Below are 14,655 nucleotides of genomic sequence, written 5' to 3'. Positions count from 1 at the left end.
CCTCATAAATGAAGGAGCCGGTTCCTGGAACCGGCTCCTTCATTGTGTCCTCTCCCTCAGTAGCCGGTATTCAGCTGGTGATCATTTAATCGGGGGGCTCTCCTTCGGGAGGGCGTGTGGACGGGATCGATATGCGGGACATCAGTCGAAGGAGCGTGCTCGGCGCGGGGCTCGGAGCCGCCGCCGTGCTGGGAACGGCAGGTTGCGGTGCTCTTGGCCTCGGCGGGGACGGTGGAGGCAAGGGGGACGGCGGACGGGTGGGCGCCGGCAAGGCGTCCGGTGCACTCCAAGGGCGATTGATAGGCGACGGCTCCACGTCGGACACCGGAAAGCAGCCGAACCAGCCACCCGCTCCCGTACCGCTGGAGCCCGGTCAGGCGCCGCCGCAATTCGTGATCTTCTCTTGGGACGGCGCGGGCGAAGTGGGCAATGGACTGTTCCCGCGCTTTCTCGATCTCGCCAAGGAGTACGACGCGGGAATGACCTTCTTCCTCTCCGGGATCTATCTGCTTCCGGAGTCCAAGAAGTCGCTCTACCGACCGCCGAACAATGCGGTCGGCGCCTCGGACATCGGCTATCTCGCCGACGAGAACATCAAGAAGACCCTCACTCACGTGCGGCAGGCGTGGCTCGACGGCCATGAGATAGGCACCCATTTCAACGGGCACTTCTGCGGCGGCTCGGGATCGGTGGCCAACTGGACCCCCGCCGACTGGGAGAACGAGATAGAGCAGGCCGTGTCCTTCGTCACCCGGTGGCGGACCCACAGCGGCTGGGACGACCTCGACCCGCTGCCGTTCGACTACAGCAAGGAGCTCATCGGCGCCCGCACCCCCTGTCTGCTCGGGCAGGAGAAGCTGCTCCCCACGGCCAAGAAGCTCGGTTGGCGCTACGACGCCAGTTCGCCCGGCGGACGGCAGGTGTGGCCCGTGAAGCGGGACGGCCTGTGGGACCTGCCGCTCCAGGCGGTGCCGTTCCCCGGGTACTCCTTCGAGGTGCTCTCGATGGACTACAACATCATGGCCAACCAGTCGCAGAACTCGACCAAGGGCCCGCCCGAGCACCATCCGCGCTGGAAGAAGCAGGCCATCGGCTGCTACGTCAACGGCTTTCGCCGGGCCTACGAGTCCAACCGCGCACCCCTGTTCATCGGCAACCACTTCGAGCAGTGGAACGGCGGCATCTACATGGACGCCGTCGAGGAGGCGGTCAAGGCCATGGCCGGGCAGAAGGACGTACGACTGGTCTCCTTCCGGCAGTTCTGCGACTGGCTCGACGTGCAGGACCCCCAGGTGCTCGCCACACTCCGCGGACTCGACGTGGGCCAGGCGCCCGCCGGTGGCTGGAACGCTTTTCTTAAGGCTGCTTGATAAGGGGTTTTTATGTGCCTTCCGGGCACTAAGGGGGGCGCAGAAGATCGTCTGATGGGCCATGCGAAACTTTTCACATGAGCTCTAGCCGTGCCCAGCGCGCCGTCCTGCTGACCGCCCTCACCGCGGCCGGCGCGCTCGCCCTGTCCGCGTGCGGCGGCGGGGACACCGGGAAGTCAGGCGGGGGAGGCGGTACCGGGTTCGTCACCAACACCGGTGGCATCTCGACCGTGGCCGAGGGACATCGCAAGGCGACCAAGAAGGTCGCCGGCGAAACCCTGGAGGGTGACCAGCTCGATCTCGCCGACTTCAAGGGCAAGGTCGTGGTCGTCAACGTCTGGGGCTCCTGGTGCGCACCCTGTCGGGCGGAGGCGAAACATTTCGCCAAGGTCGCCACCGAGCTGGAGCCCAAGGGCGTGCAGTTCGTCGGCCTCAACACCCGCGACCCCAGCAAGAGCCCGGCCATCGCCTTCGAGCGCGAGTACAAGATCCCGTACCCGAGCCTGTACGACCCGATCGGCAAGCTGCTCGTCAACGGCTTCCCGCGGGGCACGTTGATGCCGCAGGCCATCCCCTCCACGATCGTCCTCGATCGGGAGGGGAAGATCGCCGCGCGGGCTCTGAAGGCGCTCTCGGAGGAGGACCTCCGCAAGTTGATCGACCCCGTGCTCGCGGAGAAGTGATCCTGTGGAGAATGCAGCTGCCGGCGCGGTCCTGGCCGCCTCGACCTTCAACGAGACGGTCTTCAGCGGCGCCCTCGCCCTCGCCCTCCCCATCGCCGTACTGGGGGGCCTGGTCTCCTTCTTCTCTCCCTGCGTGCTGCCACTGGTCCCCGGCTACCTCTCCTATGTGACGGGTGTCACCGGAGCGGACCTCGCGGAGGCCAAGCGCGGCCGGTTGGTCCTCGGCGCCTCCCTCTTCGTCCTCGGCTTCACCGCCGTCTTCGTCTCCGGCGGCGCGCTCTTCGGCTTCTTCGGCCAGCGACTGCTGGGCCAGCAGGAGATCATCACCAAGGTCCTCGGCGTGTTGATGGTGCTGATGGGCGCCTTCTTCATGGGCGGGATGCCCTGGCTGACGCGCCGTGAGTTCCGCATCCACAAGCGGCCGGTCTCCGGGCTCGTGGGCGCTCCCCTGCTGGGCGTGCTGTTCGGCGTCGGCTGGACCCCGTGCATCGGCCCCACGCTGGCCGCCGTGCAGATCCTCGCCGCGGAGCAGGGCAGCGCGGGCCGGGGGGCCATACTGACCGTCGCGTACTGCCTCGGTCTGGGCGTGCCCTTCGTCCTGGCCGCGATCGCCTTCCGCAAGGCGCTGGGGGCGTTCGGCTGGGTCAAGCGCCACTACGTCTGGGTGATGCGGATCGGTGGCGTGATGATGATCGCCACCGGTGTGCTGCTGCTGACGGGCATCTGGGACCTCATGATCCAGCAGATGCAGACCTGGTCCAACGGCTTCACGGTAGGGATCTGACGCTCATGAGCAAGACCGAGACCGCCGCGGCGGAGACGGACGGAACCGAGCAGCGTCGGGACGAGGCCGCCGGTGCGCAGCTGACGACCGCTCCCCAGGAGGAGGCGATCACCGGCCCCACGCTCGGCATCGTCGGCTGGGCCCGCTGGTACTGGCGGCAGCTGACCTCCATGCGGGTGGCGCTGATCCTGCTGCTGATGCTGTCGCTGGCCGCCATCCCCGGCTCGCTGATCCCACAGAACAGCGTCGACGACCTCAAGGTCCAGGACTGGCAGAAGAACAACCCGACCCTGACGCCCGTCTTCGACAAGCTCCAGCTGTTCGACGTCTACAGCTCGATCTGGTTCTCGGCGATCTACATCCTGTTGTTCGTCTCGCTCATCGGCTGCATCGTGCCGCGCACCTGGCAGTTCATCGGTCAGCTCCGCAGCCTTCCGCCGGGTGCCCCCGGCCGGTTGACCCGGATGCCCGCGTACGCGACCTGGCGTACGGAGGCGGAGCCCGAGCAGGTGCGGGAAGCGGCGCTCACCCTGTTGAAGGGACGTCGGTTCCGTTCCCACACCGTGGGGAACGCCGTCGCGGCGGAGAAGGGCTTTCTGCGCGAAGCAGGGAACCTGGTCTTCCATATCTCGCTGATCGTGATGCTCATCGCCTTCGCCTGGGGGCAGCTCTTCAAGTACGAGGGCGGCAAGCTCGTCATCGAGGGCGGCGGCTTCTCCAACACGCTCACGCAGTACGACGACTTCCGTTCCGGCACGCTCTACGGCGTGGACGACCTGGAGCCGTTCAGCTTCACGCTGGACAAGTTCACCGGCACGTACGAGCGGACCGGACCCCAGCGCGGCACGCCCCGCACTTTCGAGGCCGACGTCACCTGGTCCCAGCCCGGCGGCAAGGACCGCAAGTCCACCATCCAGGTGAACAAGCCGCTGGTCATCAATGGGACGAAGGTCTATCTGCTGGCCCACGGCTACGCGCCCGTGGTGACCGTGCGGGACCGCAAGGGCGAGGTCATCTTCAAGGACCCCGTGCCGCTGCTGCCCATCGACGCGAACGTCACCTCCACCGGCGCCATCAAGGTCCTGGACGGCTACCGCGACAAGAACGGCAAGAAGACGCAGCTCGGTTTCGAGGCGTTCTTCGTACCGACCTTCGGCGGCGTGGGCAAGGGCACGATGTTCTCCCAGTTCCCCGGACTGGACTTCCCGGTACTCGCGCTCAACGGCTACATCGGCGACCTCGGCGTGGACTCCGGACTGCCGCAGAACGTCTACCAGCTCGACTCGACCAATATGAAGAAGTTCACGGACAAGAACGGGGACACCCTCCGGGCCAGGCTTCTGGAGGGCGAGACGATGACACTGCCCGACGGCGCCGGCTCGATCACCTTCGACGGTGAGGTCAAGGAGTGGGCCACCTTCCAGATCTCCCAGCAGCCGGGCAGCGGCTGGGCGCTGGGCGGTGCGATCGCCGCGATCGCCGGGCTGGCGGGTTCCCTCTTCATCCAGCGCCGTAGGGTCTGGGTGCGTGCGGTACGGGGGGCGGACGGCGTGACCGTCGTCGAAATGGCCGCACTCGGCCGGAGCGAGTCACCGAAATTGCCACAGGAGCTCGCCGACCTGGCCGAGAAGCTCCATGCCGAGGCGCCGACCGCGCCCGAGCCCGGGAGCGATCCCGCAACCGAATCCGCAGTGTCTGCCGAAGGGGCCAAGGAGTGACTCTCGCCGCCGCTACCAACGAGAACCTCGCCGAGATCAGCAACGTCCTGATCTATTCGGCGATGGCCGTGTACACCCTGGCCTTCCTCGCCCACATCACCGAATGGATCTTCGGCAGCCGGAGCAAGGTGGGGCGCACGGCCGCCGAGCTCACCAAGGCGCCCGCGGTCAAGGTCCAGGTGCGCCAGCAGGGCGGCGGCACCACCGTTCTCGACAAGCCCAAGGTCATCACCCGTACCGCACCCGGTGAGCGGGACGTCCCGGACGGGCCCGGCGCGGCCGGAGGCACCGTCAAGGGTGACCTCTACGGCCGGATCGCGGTCTCGCTGACCCTCCTGGCCTTCCTGATCCACGTCGGCGGGGTGCTGGCCCGGGCCTTCTCGGTCCAGCGGGTGCCCTGGGGCAACATGTACGAGTTCTCGATCACCTTCTCCATGGTGGTCGTGGGCGCCTACCTCGCCTTTCTGCTGACCAAGAAGAAAGTCCGCTGGCTGGGCCTGCCGCTCGTCGGAACCGTCCTCATCGACCTCGGCATCGCCACCACCGCCCTCTACACCGAGAGCGACCAGCTGGTCCCGGCCCTGGACTCCTACTGGCTGATCATCCACGTCTCCACCGCCATCTTCTGCGGCGCGGTGTTCTACCTGGGCGCGGTCGGCACGCTGCTCTACCTCTTCAAGGACTCGTACGAGAAGAAGGTCGCGGCCGGCGAGAAGCCCGGCGCCTTCGCGACGTCCGTCCTGGAGCGGCTGCCGGCCGCCGCCACGCTCGACAAGTTCGCGTACCGCATCAACGCGGCCGTCTTCCCGCTGTGGACCTTCACGATCATCGCGGGCGCGATCTGGGCCGGAGACGCCTGGGGCCGCTACTGGGGCTGGGACCCCAAGGAGGTCTGGTCGTTCATCACCTGGGTCGCGTACGCCTGCTATCTGCACGCACGGGCGACCGCCGGTTGGAAGGGCCGCAAGGCCGCCGTCCTGGCACTGATCGCCTTCGGCTGCTGGCTGTTCAACTACTACGGCGTCAACATCTTCGTGGACGGTCTGCACTCCTACGCGGGCGTCTGAGCCGCGGAACCACATCCATACGAGAGCCCCCGACCGATGTGCGGTCGGGGGCTCTCGCATAGGCGCGGCCGGCGGGGGCTCACGCCTCCTCGTCGTCCCGGTCCTTCTTCTCGTCCTTCGGCGCGGACTCGTCCTTCGCGACCGGTTCGTCCTTCTTCAGCGACTGGAGGAACTCGGGGTTGTCGTCGGGGGCCACCCACTCGGCGCGCCGACCGCCGCCGAAGCCCCCGCTCTTGCGCGGTCGACCCGCGATGAACCAGGCGACGGGCCCGAGCAGCACCTGCCCGAAGAGGAGCACGATGAAGACCCACGCCAGCTTCGGCAGGTGCCTGACCTCCTTCTCCGGAGTCTGCAGGCAGTCGATGAAGGCGTAGATCCACAGCGCCAGGACCAGCAGGAAGGGCAGATACCTGAGCATGGCCGTACGGTCCCCCAGTGAGAGGCGGTGGGGCACGGAACGGCCCCCGGTGACGCCGCCAGGGTAACCGGTACCGGATACTGGGGCGCATGGCTTACGACGATCTTCGCTCCCTGCTCAGGGCCCTGGAACGCGAGGGAGACCTCAAGCGCATCAAGGCGGAAGTCGATCCCCACCTAGAGGTCGGGGAGATCGTCGACAGGGTGAACAAAGCGGGCGGACCGGCGCTGCTCTTCGAGAACGTGCGCGGTTCGTCGATGCCACTGGCGATGAACGTCTTCGGCACCGACCGGCGGCTGCTCAAGGCGCTCGGCCTGAAGTCGTACACCGAGATCAGCGACAAGATCGGCGGACTGCTGAAGCCGGAGCTCCCGCACGGCTTCGTCGGGGTGCGCGAGGCGTTCGGCAAGCTCGGCTCGATGGTGCACGTGCCGCCGAAGAAGGTGAAGGACGCCCCCGTACAGGAGGTGGTCCTGCGCGGTGACGACGTCGACCTCGACCAGTTGCCCGCGCTGTTCACCTGGCCCAAGGACGGCGGCTCCTTCTTCAACCTGGGCCTCACCCACACCAAGGACCCCGAGAGCGGGGTGCGCAACCTTGGCCTCTATCGGCTCCAGCGCCACGACCGCAACACCATCGGGATGCACTGGCAGATCCACAAGGACAGCCGCAACCACTACCAGGTCGCGGCCCGCCGCGGTGAGCGCCTCCCGGTCGCGATCGCCTTCGGCGCACCCCCCGCGGTGACGTACGCCTCCACCGCCCCGCTCCCCGGTGACATCGACGAGTACCTGTTCGCGGGCTTCATCCAGGGCAAGCGGATCGAGATGGTCGACTGCAAGACGGTCCCGCTCCAGGTCCCGGCCCAGGCCGAAGTGGTGCTGGAGGGCTGGTTGGAGCCGGGGGAGATGCTCCCCGAGGGGCCCTTCGGCGACCACACGGGCTTCTACACCCCGCAGGAGCCCTTCCCGGCGCTGAAGATCGACTGCATCACCATGCGGCAGCGCCCGTTGCTCCAGTCGATCGTCGTGGGCCGCCCGCCGACGGAGGACGGTCCGCTGGGCCGTGCCACGGAACGCTTCTTCCTACCCCTGCTCAAGATCATCGTCCCGGACATCGTGGACTACCACCTCCCCGAGTCCGGCGGCTTCCACAACTGCGCGATCGTCTCGATCGACAAGAAGTACCCCAAGCACGCCCAGAAGGTGATGAGCGCCATCTGGGGCGCCCACATGATGTCGCTGACCAAGCTGATCGTGGTGGTGGACTCGGACTGTGACGTCCACGATCTGCACGAGGTCTCCTGGCGCGCCCTCGGGAACACGGACTACGCCCGTGACCTGACCGTCGCCGAAGGCCCTGTGGACCATCTGGACCATGCCTCCTACCAGCAGTTCTGGGGCGGCAAGGCGGGTATCGACGCGACGAAGAAGTGGCCCGAGGAGGGATACGTCCGCGACGGCGGCTGGCCCGACATGGTCGAGTCCGACCCGTCGACGGCGGCCCTGGTGGACCGCCGCTGGAAGGAGTACGGGCTGTGACCGCATCGGCGGCTGCGGTCCCGGGCCCGAGCCGGACCAAGGGCTTCCTGCGGTTGGTGATGATCGAGCACTCGGTCTTCGCGCTGCCGTTCGCGTACATCGCCGCGCTGACCGCGATGTTCCTCCAGGACGCCGGCTCCGTCGACTGGGTGACCCTGCTGCTCGTCACCGTCGCCATGGTGGGCCTGCGGACCTTCGCCATGGCGTGCAACCGGATCATCGACCGTGAGATCGACGCCCGGAACCCGCGCACGGCAAACCGTGAACTGGTCACGGGAGCGGTGAGCGTGCGGTCCGCGTGGACGGGCGCACTGATCGCGGTCGTGGTCTTCCTCGGGGCGGCGGCCCTGCTCAACCCACTCTGTCTGGCACTGGCGCCGATCGCGGTCGTCCCGATGGTGGTCTATCCGTACGGCAAGCGCTTCACCAACTTCCCGCACGCGATCCTGGGCCTCGCCCAGGCCATGGGGCCCATCGGCGCCTGGCTCGCGGTCACGGGGGAGTGGTCCTGGGACGCGGTGATCCTCGGGTTCGCGGTCGGCATCTGGATCGGGGGCTTCGATCTGATCTTCGCCACCCAGGATGTGGAGTCGGACCGTGAGCAGGGCGTGCTGTCCGTCCCCGCCCGCTTCGGTGTCCCGGCCGCGCTGTACGGCGCCCGCGCCTGCCATGCGATCACCACGGCCCTGTTGGTCTGGTACGCGCTGGCGACGGACGCGGGAGCGTTCTTCTGGGTCGGTCTGGTGATCGTGGCGGCGGCGTTCGCCTATGAGCACTCGATCGTGCGCCCGCACGACCTGTCCCGGTTGAACCGGGCGTTCTTCACCGTCAACGGGTTCATCGGGATTGCCCTGTTCGTGTGCGCCCTGCTGGACCTGGTGGTGCGCGGTCTGACGGTCTGACCACGGACCCCGGCCGGCCGGCCAGCGCAGGAGGAGGACGCCGGCACGACCCCCTCACCCCGCCGGATAGGCTCCCCATGTGGAGCCAGCACAGAACGAACCCCGCCGACCCTGGATCGTCGGTGTCTCCGGCGCGTCCGGGACGCCCTATGCAGCCGCCGTGCTGCGGGGGCTCATCGACGCCGGTGAGAGCGTGGATCTGGTGGTCTCGCGGGCCTCCCGGCTCACCCTGCTCGACGAGACGGGGATCTCCTTCCGGGACGCCCACTGGCGCGACGACCTGCGCGAGTGGCTCGGCCGTGGCGCGGACGGCAAACCGGACACCTTCCGGGTCGACCTCGACGACGTGCGCCACTGGGCGGCGGGTGACCTCGCCGCCGGGCCGTCGTCCGGGTCGTACCCCGCCAAGGGGATGCTGATCGTGCCCGCTTCCACGGCCGCCGTCGCCGGGGTCGCCCTCGGACTCTCCAAGGACCTCCTCCAGCGTTCGGCGAGCGTCGTGCTCAAGGAGAGGCGTCCGCTGGTCGTCGCCGTGCGGGAGACCCCCCTCAACGGGCAGACGCTGCGGCACCTGGTGCGCCTGGACGACGCGGGGGCCGTGGTGCTGCCCGCATCGCCCGCCTTCTACGCGGGCGCGACCCACATCCAGGACCTGGTGGACTTCGTCGCCGGGCGGGTGCTGGACGCGGCAGGGGTGGAACACCGGCTCTACCGCCGTTGGAAGGGCGAGCTGGGCGGCGCACGTACCGACTGACTCCCCGCCCGGAAGATCATTGCTGGATTCTCGGGACGTTAGGCAGGGCTGTGGGCCCTGCACCCCCTGAAGGTTCTAAGACAAGGGAAGGTCCAGGTACATGGACGCGGTGGACAGGCAGCTCATCCAGGCCCTCCGGGAGAACGGCAGGGCCTCGTACGCAGAGCTGGGACGGCTGGTGGGCCTCTCCGGCCCCAGCGTCACCGACCGGATCAACCGCCTGGAGGCGGCGGGCGTCATCACCGGCTACCGCGCCACCGTCGACGCGGCATCGCTCGGTCTCGGGGTGACCGCGCTGATCGGGATCTCGCTGTCGGACGCGGCCGACCACGAGGACGTGGCGCGCAGGCTGCGGGACCTGGCGGAGATCGAGGACTGCTGGTTCATCGCCGGCGACGACTCGTACATGCTCAAGGTGCGCGTCGGTGACGTGGACGGGCTGGAGAAGACCATCCGCAGACTCAGCGGCACCCGGGGCGTCTCCCGCACCCGCACCACCATCGTCCTGTCGACGAAGTGGGAGAACAGAGTGGGTGACCTCCCCGAACAGGACTGACCACGAGCCCAGGGGGCATGCCCGGCCGGTTCCGTACGGGGGAGTACGGTGGGGGAGCCCGATTTGGCAGACACATGGGAGGCGGGCGCATGGACGCTGGGCTCAAGCGCGAGCTGGAGGAGAAGGTCAGGGCCGGTGAGCGGCTGACCCGCGAAGACGGCATCGCCCTCTACGACTCGGACGACCTGGCGTGGCTCGGCGGTCTGGCCCACGAGGTGCGCACCCGCAAGAACGGCGATGTCGTCCACTTCAACGTCAATCGCCACCTCAACATGACCAATGTGTGCACCGCGTCGTGCGCGTACTGCTCGTTCCAGCGCAAGCCGGGCGAGAAGGACGCGTACACCATGCGGATCGAGGAGGCCGTTCGTCTCGCCAAGGCGATGGAGAACGAGAACCTCACCGAACTCCACATCGTGAACGGCCTCCACCCCAATCTGCCGTGGCGCTACTACCCGCGTTCGCTCAGTGCGCTGAAGGAAGCCCTGCCGAACGTCTCCCTGAAGGCGTTCACGGCCACCGAGATCCACCACTTCGAGACGATCTCGGGGATGTCGGCGTCGGACATCCTCGACGAGTTGATCGAGGCGGGTCTGGAGTCGCTGACGGGTGGTGGCGCGGAGATCTTCGACTGGGAGATCCGTCAGCACATCGTCGACCACAAGACCCACTGGGAAGACTGGTCGCGCATCCACCGCCTCGCGCACAGCAAGGGCCTCAAGACCCCGAGCACCATGCTGTACGGGCACATCGAGGAGCCGCGCCACCGGGTGGACCACGTGTTGCGGCTGCGGGAGCTCCAGGATGAGACCGGCGGTTTCCAGGTCTTCATCCCGCTGCGCTACCAGCACGACTTCGTGGACATGAAGGACGGCAAGGTCCGCAACAAGCTCCAGGCGCGCACCACCATGGCGACTGGGGCCGAGGCGCTGAAGACGTTCGCGGTATCGCGGCTGCTGTTCGACAACGTCCCGCACGTCAAGGTCTTCTGGGTGATGCACGGCGTGCAGACCGCCCAGTTGGCGCTCCAGCACGGCGCGGACGACATGGACGGTTCGGTCGTCGAGTACAAGATCACGCACGACGCCGACAACTACGGGACGCCGAACAAGCTGACCCGTGACGATCTGCTCGACCTGATCCGGGACGCCGGGTTCCGCCCGGTCGAGCGCAACACCCGTTACGAGATCATCCGTGAGTACCCGGGGCCGGACGCAGACCGGCGCGAGTCGCCGCAGCCCATGCGCGTCTGACTCCCGGCAGCGATCGAGAGCTTCGTCGGGCGTTGATGGCGGCGGTCGCGGACGCGGCCCGTGGGCTCGACGGCATCGAGGCCATACGGTTCGGCTGCCGGGGCGGCATGGGCATCGAGCGGTTCTACGCGTCCTGCGGTTACCAGGAGGTGGGTCGGGTGCCCGGAGCGATCCGGGTGGCACCGGGCGACGGGCGCGACGACATCGCGATGCTCCTGCCGCTGTACTGATCGAAAAGCGAGCGTGCTTCACTGGTTTGGCACGATCTGTCATTACGAGGAGAGAAGGCCAGCCGTGTCAGCCAAGTCGAGCGCCGCGATCAAGTACACCGGTATGCGCTTCGCCGTCTTCGTCGGCTGCTTCGCGGTGGTCGGGGGCCTGGTGCACTTCGGGGCGCTGCCCAAGGGGCTCGGGGACTCCAACTTCGTCTGGGTCGTCCTGTTGGCCCTGGTGATCTCGGCGCCGTTGAGCTTCATCCTGCTGCGCAAGCAGCGGGACGCGATGTCCGCGCAGATCGTCGGCAAGGTCGACGAGACGAAGGCCCGTCTGGAGGCCAACCGGACGCGCGAAGACGGTGTGACCCTGTAGTTCCGGGCTCCGGGTCCCTGCTTCTGGGTTCCCCGTTCGCCCCGTCGAGCCCCGATCCCGGCCCTGTGAAGGGGTGTTTTCCACGGGATCCGCCTATGTCATGCATCACATGCCCCGGTGCGCGGTCGTGCGCGCCGGGGCTCTGTCGTGTCGCGATCTCCCCTGGCGCGCAGGGGAGTTGGGCGATCAGTTTGCGTGCATGGGCCATGGAGAGATCCCAAAGAACGTCTTTGAGGTACTCAAAGTTCCGGTGTTAACGTGTTCGGCATGACGACACCAGTGCGCTTCAACGATGCCGCGAGCCCCCCGCTCGTGGCGCGCCTGCATGTCGATCTCTGCCGCTGCATGTCGGCGGTCTGTCGCCGCTCGGTCTGACCCCGGCATCCTGGTGGAGCCCGCCCCCTCGCGCACGGGCGCCCCGCACCCCTCTTCGTACGTCCCCACCTTCTTCTCCCCTGCCACAGGAGTGTGTCCGTGTCCGCGAACACCGCCACGACCACCCCCGGAACGCCCTCGGGCTCCGGATTCCGCATACCCAAGGTCCCGTTCTGGGCCCAGATCGTCGCCGGTCTGGTGCTCGGCGTCCTGCTCGGCTGGCTCGCCAGGGGCCAGGACATCGGCTGGCTCAAGGACACCCTGGAGCAGATCGGCGGGATCTTCGTCCGGCTGCTGAAGCTCGCCGTCGCCCCGCTCGTCTTCTTCGCGATCCTGGTGTCGATCACCAATCTGCGGAAGGTCAACAACGCCGCCCGGCTGGCCGGTCAGACCCTCCTCTGGTTCATGATCACCTCATTGATCGCGGTCGCCATCGGCATCACGATCGGTCTGATCACCAACCCGGGAGCCGGCACCGGCCTCACGCCCAAGGACGGCAAGGCGCCGGAGAACACGGGCAGCTGGATCGACTTCCTCACCGGAATCATCCCGACGGACGTCATCACGCCCTTCACCGAGCTGAACGTCCTCCAGATCGTCTTCCTGTCCGCCGTCGCCGGCATCGCCGCGCTGGCGCTCGGGGAGAAGGCCCAGCCGATCCTGACCCTCAGCGAATCCGTTCTGGAACTGCTCCAGAAGGCCCTGTGGTGGGTCATCCGCCTGGCACCGCTGGGCACCGTCGGTCTGATCGGCTTTGCCATCGCCGACTACGGCTGGAACCTGATCAGCAAGTACGCGACCTTCACCGCCGATGTCTACATCGGCTGCGCCCTGGTCCTCTTCGGCGTCTACCCGCTGCTGCTGGCCACCGTCGCCAAGGTCAACCCCGTCCACTTCTTCCGGGGTGCCTGGCCCGCGATCCAGCTGGCCTTCGTCTCCCGTTCCTCGGTGGGCACGATGCCCGTCACCCAGCGGGTCACCGAGCGGCTCGGCGTCCCGAAGGAGTACACCTCGTTCGCTGTTCCCTTCGGTGCCACGACCAAGATGGACGGTTGCGCCGCCATCTACCCGGCACTGGCGGCGATCTTCATTGCGCAGATCTTCGACGTGCAGCTCGGCATCCAGGACTATCTGCTGATCGCGTTCGTGTCGGTCGTCGGATCGGCCGCGACGGCGGGTCTGACCGGTGCGACGGTCATGCTCACGCTGACCCTCTCCACGCTGGGGCTGCCCCTGGAGGGCGTGGGCCTGCTGCTGGCGATCGACCCGATCCTGGACATGATCCGTACGGCGACCAATGTGGCGGGCCAGGCCCTGGTGCCGGTGATCGTCGCCTCCCGCGAGAAGATCCTCGACCACGACGCGTACACCTCGGCCACCGCGTCGCCGATCGACGAGGACACCACCGCCGACTCCAAGCGGAAGGTGACCGTCCCGGTCCCTGCCTGACCTCCGTTGCTCATGCGAAGCGCCCTGCCGCACTCTGCGGCAGGGCGCTTCGCGCGTCTGCCCGCACCAGGGCCTTCTGAGGTCCGGATGCTCCCTTTTCGGTGATTCTCAGGCCACAAAGATGCAGAAAGAGCAGAAATACGTTCGGGTCGAGTCGGGATATGGCCCTCTTTCTGTCGTGTCAGCGGTACGCGTCCGTAAAGAGGGCCTTCGCGTGTTCTGGTGAGCTCCCTGACACGTAGGCTTGCCGCGCAGTACGGGGAGCAGGGGGAGGGGAGTTCTCACGATGAGCGCTGTCGAGAGCGTGAAAGGCAAGCGACTGCCGCGGGCCGTTCGGGAAGAACAGATGATGAACGCGGCGGTGCAGACCTTCGCGCGGCGCGGCTACCGGGCGGCCTCGATGGATGAGATCGCCCAGTTGGCGGGGGTTTCCAAACCGCTCGTCTATCTGTACTTGAACTCCAAGGACCAACTGTTCACCGCCTGCATCCGCCGTGAGGCCCAGGCGCTGCTCGCCGTAGTGCAGTCGGCGATCGAACCGGGGCTGGCCGCCGATCGACAGCTGTGGGCGGGGCTCACCGCGTTCTTCGCCTACACCGTCGACAACCCCGACGGCTGGGCGGTGCTGCACCGGCAGGCGCGGACCCACGGTGAGCCCTTCGCTCGGGAGGTCGCCACGATGCGCGATGAGATCGTCGCCTTCGTGGCCGTACTGATCCAGGCCGCGGCGACCGAGGCGGGCGAGGCCAGGCCCGAACCGGAACTGGCCGAGCGGGACATGGCCGCGCTGGCGCAGGCGCTGGTCGGGGCGGCCGAGTCGCTGGCCGGTTGGATGAACGACACCGGGAGCATCACGGTCAAGGAGGCGTCGGCGACGCTGATGAACTTCGCCTGGGTGGGGCTCGGGCAACTGCTGGAGGGGGAGCGCTGGTCGACGCGTGACCCGCAGGGGCCGGCGGCCGTTCCGGTGGGCGGGTCCTGACCTCCCGGGGCCGGTCATCGCTTCTGCTTCGCTTCGGTGTGGAGCAGGAGGGGTGCGGGGCTGTGCCTCTCCGGGGGCTGAAGAGTCGATCCCATGCCCCCTTCTCTCCTACCGCCATAACGGGCACAAGGTGACATAGGTCAATAAACTCCCCGTCTGTCGTGGGTGGAGCAGTGCGCTCCACGACGCACGTAGGACGACGGACGGGAGCGAGA

At 67.5% G+C, this 14,655-nt stretch carries 14 protein-coding genes and 1 pseudogene; 14 read left to right on the top strand and 1 reads right to left on the bottom strand.

Annotated elements, in window-relative coordinates; translation table 11 throughout:
- Positions 1 to 131 precede the first annotated feature (131 nt).
- The 5 genes from ABZ348_RS28455 to ccsB all read left to right on the top strand — a co-directional run bounded on the left by ABZ348_RS28455 (position 132) and on the right by ccsB (position 5,622).
- On the top strand, positions 132 to 1,370 hold the full coding sequence (locus ABZ348_RS28455; RefSeq protein ID WP_358937840.1) for a hypothetical protein: 1,239 nt from the start codon (positions 132 to 134) through the stop codon (positions 1,368 to 1,370).
- Positions 1,371 to 1,447: 77 nt separating this feature from the next.
- Positions 1,448 to 2,053: a TlpA disulfide reductase family protein gene (locus ABZ348_RS28450; RefSeq protein ID WP_358937788.1), complete on the top strand. Its 606-nt coding sequence runs from the start codon at positions 1,448 to 1,450 to the stop codon at positions 2,051 to 2,053.
- Positions 2,054 to 2,057: 4 nt separating this feature from the next.
- Positions 2,058 to 2,837: a cytochrome c biogenesis protein CcdA gene (locus ABZ348_RS28445; protein ID WP_358937786.1), complete on the top strand. Its 780-nt coding sequence runs from the start codon at positions 2,058 to 2,060 to the stop codon at positions 2,835 to 2,837.
- 5 nt (positions 2,838 to 2,842) lie between these two features.
- Entirely contained in the window at positions 2,843 to 4,555 is a 1,713-nt protein-coding gene (locus ABZ348_RS28440) for a cytochrome c biogenesis protein ResB (protein WP_358937784.1), read from the top strand.
- The gene (gene ccsB, locus ABZ348_RS28435; RefSeq protein WP_358937782.1) at positions 4,552 to 5,622 is read left to right on the top strand and encodes a c-type cytochrome biogenesis protein CcsB; all 1,071 of its coding nucleotides are present in this window, start codon (positions 4,552 to 4,554) and stop codon (positions 5,620 to 5,622) included. The genes ABZ348_RS28440 and ccsB overlap by 4 nt, the downstream gene beginning before the upstream one ends.
- A gap of 79 nt (positions 5,623 to 5,701) precedes the next feature.
- Here the strand turns inward: ccsB and ABZ348_RS28430 are convergent, their stop codons facing one another.
- The gene (locus ABZ348_RS28430; protein ID WP_358937780.1) at positions 5,702 to 6,040 is read right to left on the bottom strand and encodes a PLD nuclease N-terminal domain-containing protein; all 339 of its coding nucleotides are present in this window, start codon (positions 6,038 to 6,040) and stop codon (positions 5,702 to 5,704) included.
- 89 nt (positions 6,041 to 6,129) lie between these two features.
- On the opposite strand from ABZ348_RS28430, the gene ABZ348_RS28425 reads away from it, so the two are divergent.
- From ABZ348_RS28425 to ABZ348_RS28385, 9 genes and pseudogenes are all read left to right on the top strand, one after another.
- The gene (locus ABZ348_RS28425; protein WP_358880205.1) at positions 6,130 to 7,581 is read left to right on the top strand and encodes a menaquinone biosynthesis decarboxylase; all 1,452 of its coding nucleotides are present in this window, start codon (positions 6,130 to 6,132) and stop codon (positions 7,579 to 7,581) included.
- Entirely contained in the window at positions 7,578 to 8,483 is a 906-nt protein-coding gene (gene mqnP, locus ABZ348_RS28420) for a menaquinone biosynthesis prenyltransferase MqnP (protein WP_358937778.1), read from the top strand. The genes ABZ348_RS28425 and mqnP overlap by 4 nt, the downstream gene beginning before the upstream one ends.
- 79 nt (positions 8,484 to 8,562) lie before the next feature.
- A complete protein-coding gene (locus ABZ348_RS28415; RefSeq protein WP_358937776.1) occupies positions 8,563 to 9,237 on the top strand; it encodes a UbiX family flavin prenyltransferase in 675 nt (224 codons plus the stop codon).
- 100 nt (positions 9,238 to 9,337) lie between these two features.
- Positions 9,338 to 9,793 carry an Lrp/AsnC family transcriptional regulator gene (locus ABZ348_RS28410; protein WP_358937774.1) on the top strand — a complete coding sequence of 152 codons (456 nt, stop codon included), beginning with the start codon at positions 9,338 to 9,340 and terminating at the stop codon, positions 9,791 to 9,793.
- 89 nt (positions 9,794 to 9,882) lie between these two features.
- Positions 9,883 to 11,046: an aminofutalosine synthase MqnE gene (gene mqnE, locus ABZ348_RS28405; protein WP_358937772.1), complete on the top strand. Its 1,164-nt coding sequence runs from the start codon at positions 9,883 to 9,885 to the stop codon at positions 11,044 to 11,046.
- A gap of 32 nt (positions 11,047 to 11,078) precedes the next feature.
- Positions 11,079 to 11,276: pseudogene (locus tag ABZ348_RS28400) on the top strand (GNAT family N-acetyltransferase); the annotation flags it as partial.
- Positions 11,277 to 11,379: 103 nt separating this feature from the next.
- The gene (locus tag ABZ348_RS28395) at positions 11,380 to 11,634 is read left to right on the top strand and encodes a DUF4229 domain-containing protein (protein ID WP_358937838.1); all 255 of its coding nucleotides are present in this window, start codon (positions 11,380 to 11,382) and stop codon (positions 11,632 to 11,634) included.
- Positions 11,635 to 12,108: 474 nt separating this feature from the next.
- Entirely contained in the window at positions 12,109 to 13,458 is a 1,350-nt protein-coding gene (locus ABZ348_RS28390; protein WP_358937770.1) for a dicarboxylate/amino acid:cation symporter, read from the top strand.
- A 286-nt stretch (positions 13,459 to 13,744) separates the two neighbouring features.
- Positions 13,745 to 14,440 carry a TetR/AcrR family transcriptional regulator gene (locus ABZ348_RS28385; protein ID WP_358937768.1) on the top strand — a complete coding sequence of 232 codons (696 nt, stop codon included), beginning with the start codon at positions 13,745 to 13,747 and terminating at the stop codon, positions 14,438 to 14,440.
- The last annotated feature ends 215 nt before the right edge of the window (positions 14,441 to 14,655 follow it).

This window comes from Streptomyces sp. NPDC005963 (genome assembly GCF_040638655.1).
Classification (GTDB): Bacteria; Actinomycetota; Actinomycetes; order Streptomycetales; family Streptomycetaceae; genus Streptomyces.
Note: the sequence above shows the minus strand (reverse complement) of the source record. Positions and strands in the feature narration are given on the sequence as shown.

Bases quoted from the DNA above. Each gene is read 5' to 3' on its own strand.
- ABZ348_RS28450 (WP_358937788.1), top strand. From the start codon at position 1,448: ATGAGCTCTAGCCGTGCCCAGCGCGCCGTCCTGCTGACCGCCCTCACC.
- ABZ348_RS28430 (WP_358937780.1), bottom strand. From the start codon at position 6,040: ATGCTCAGGTATCTGCCCTTCCTGCTGGTCCTGGCGCTGTGGATCTAC.
- ABZ348_RS28410 (WP_358937774.1), top strand. From the start codon at position 9,338: ATGGACGCGGTGGACAGGCAGCTCATCCAGGCCCTCCGGGAGAACGGC.
- mqnE (WP_358937772.1), top strand. From the start codon at position 9,883: ATGGACGCTGGGCTCAAGCGCGAGCTGGAGGAGAAGGTCAGGGCCGGT.
- ABZ348_RS28455 (WP_358937840.1), top strand. From the start codon at position 132: ATGCGGGACATCAGTCGAAGGAGCGTGCTCGGCGCGGGGCTCGGAGCC.
- ABZ348_RS28385 (WP_358937768.1), top strand. From the start codon at position 13,745: ATGAGCGCTGTCGAGAGCGTGAAAGGCAAGCGACTGCCGCGGGCCGTT.
- ABZ348_RS28425 (WP_358880205.1), top strand. From the start codon at position 6,130: ATGGCTTACGACGATCTTCGCTCCCTGCTCAGGGCCCTGGAACGCGAG.
- ABZ348_RS28440 (WP_358937784.1), top strand. From the start codon at position 2,843: ATGAGCAAGACCGAGACCGCCGCGGCGGAGACGGACGGAACCGAGCAG.
- ABZ348_RS28395 (WP_358937838.1), top strand. From the start codon at position 11,380: ATGCGCTTCGCCGTCTTCGTCGGCTGCTTCGCGGTGGTCGGGGGCCTG.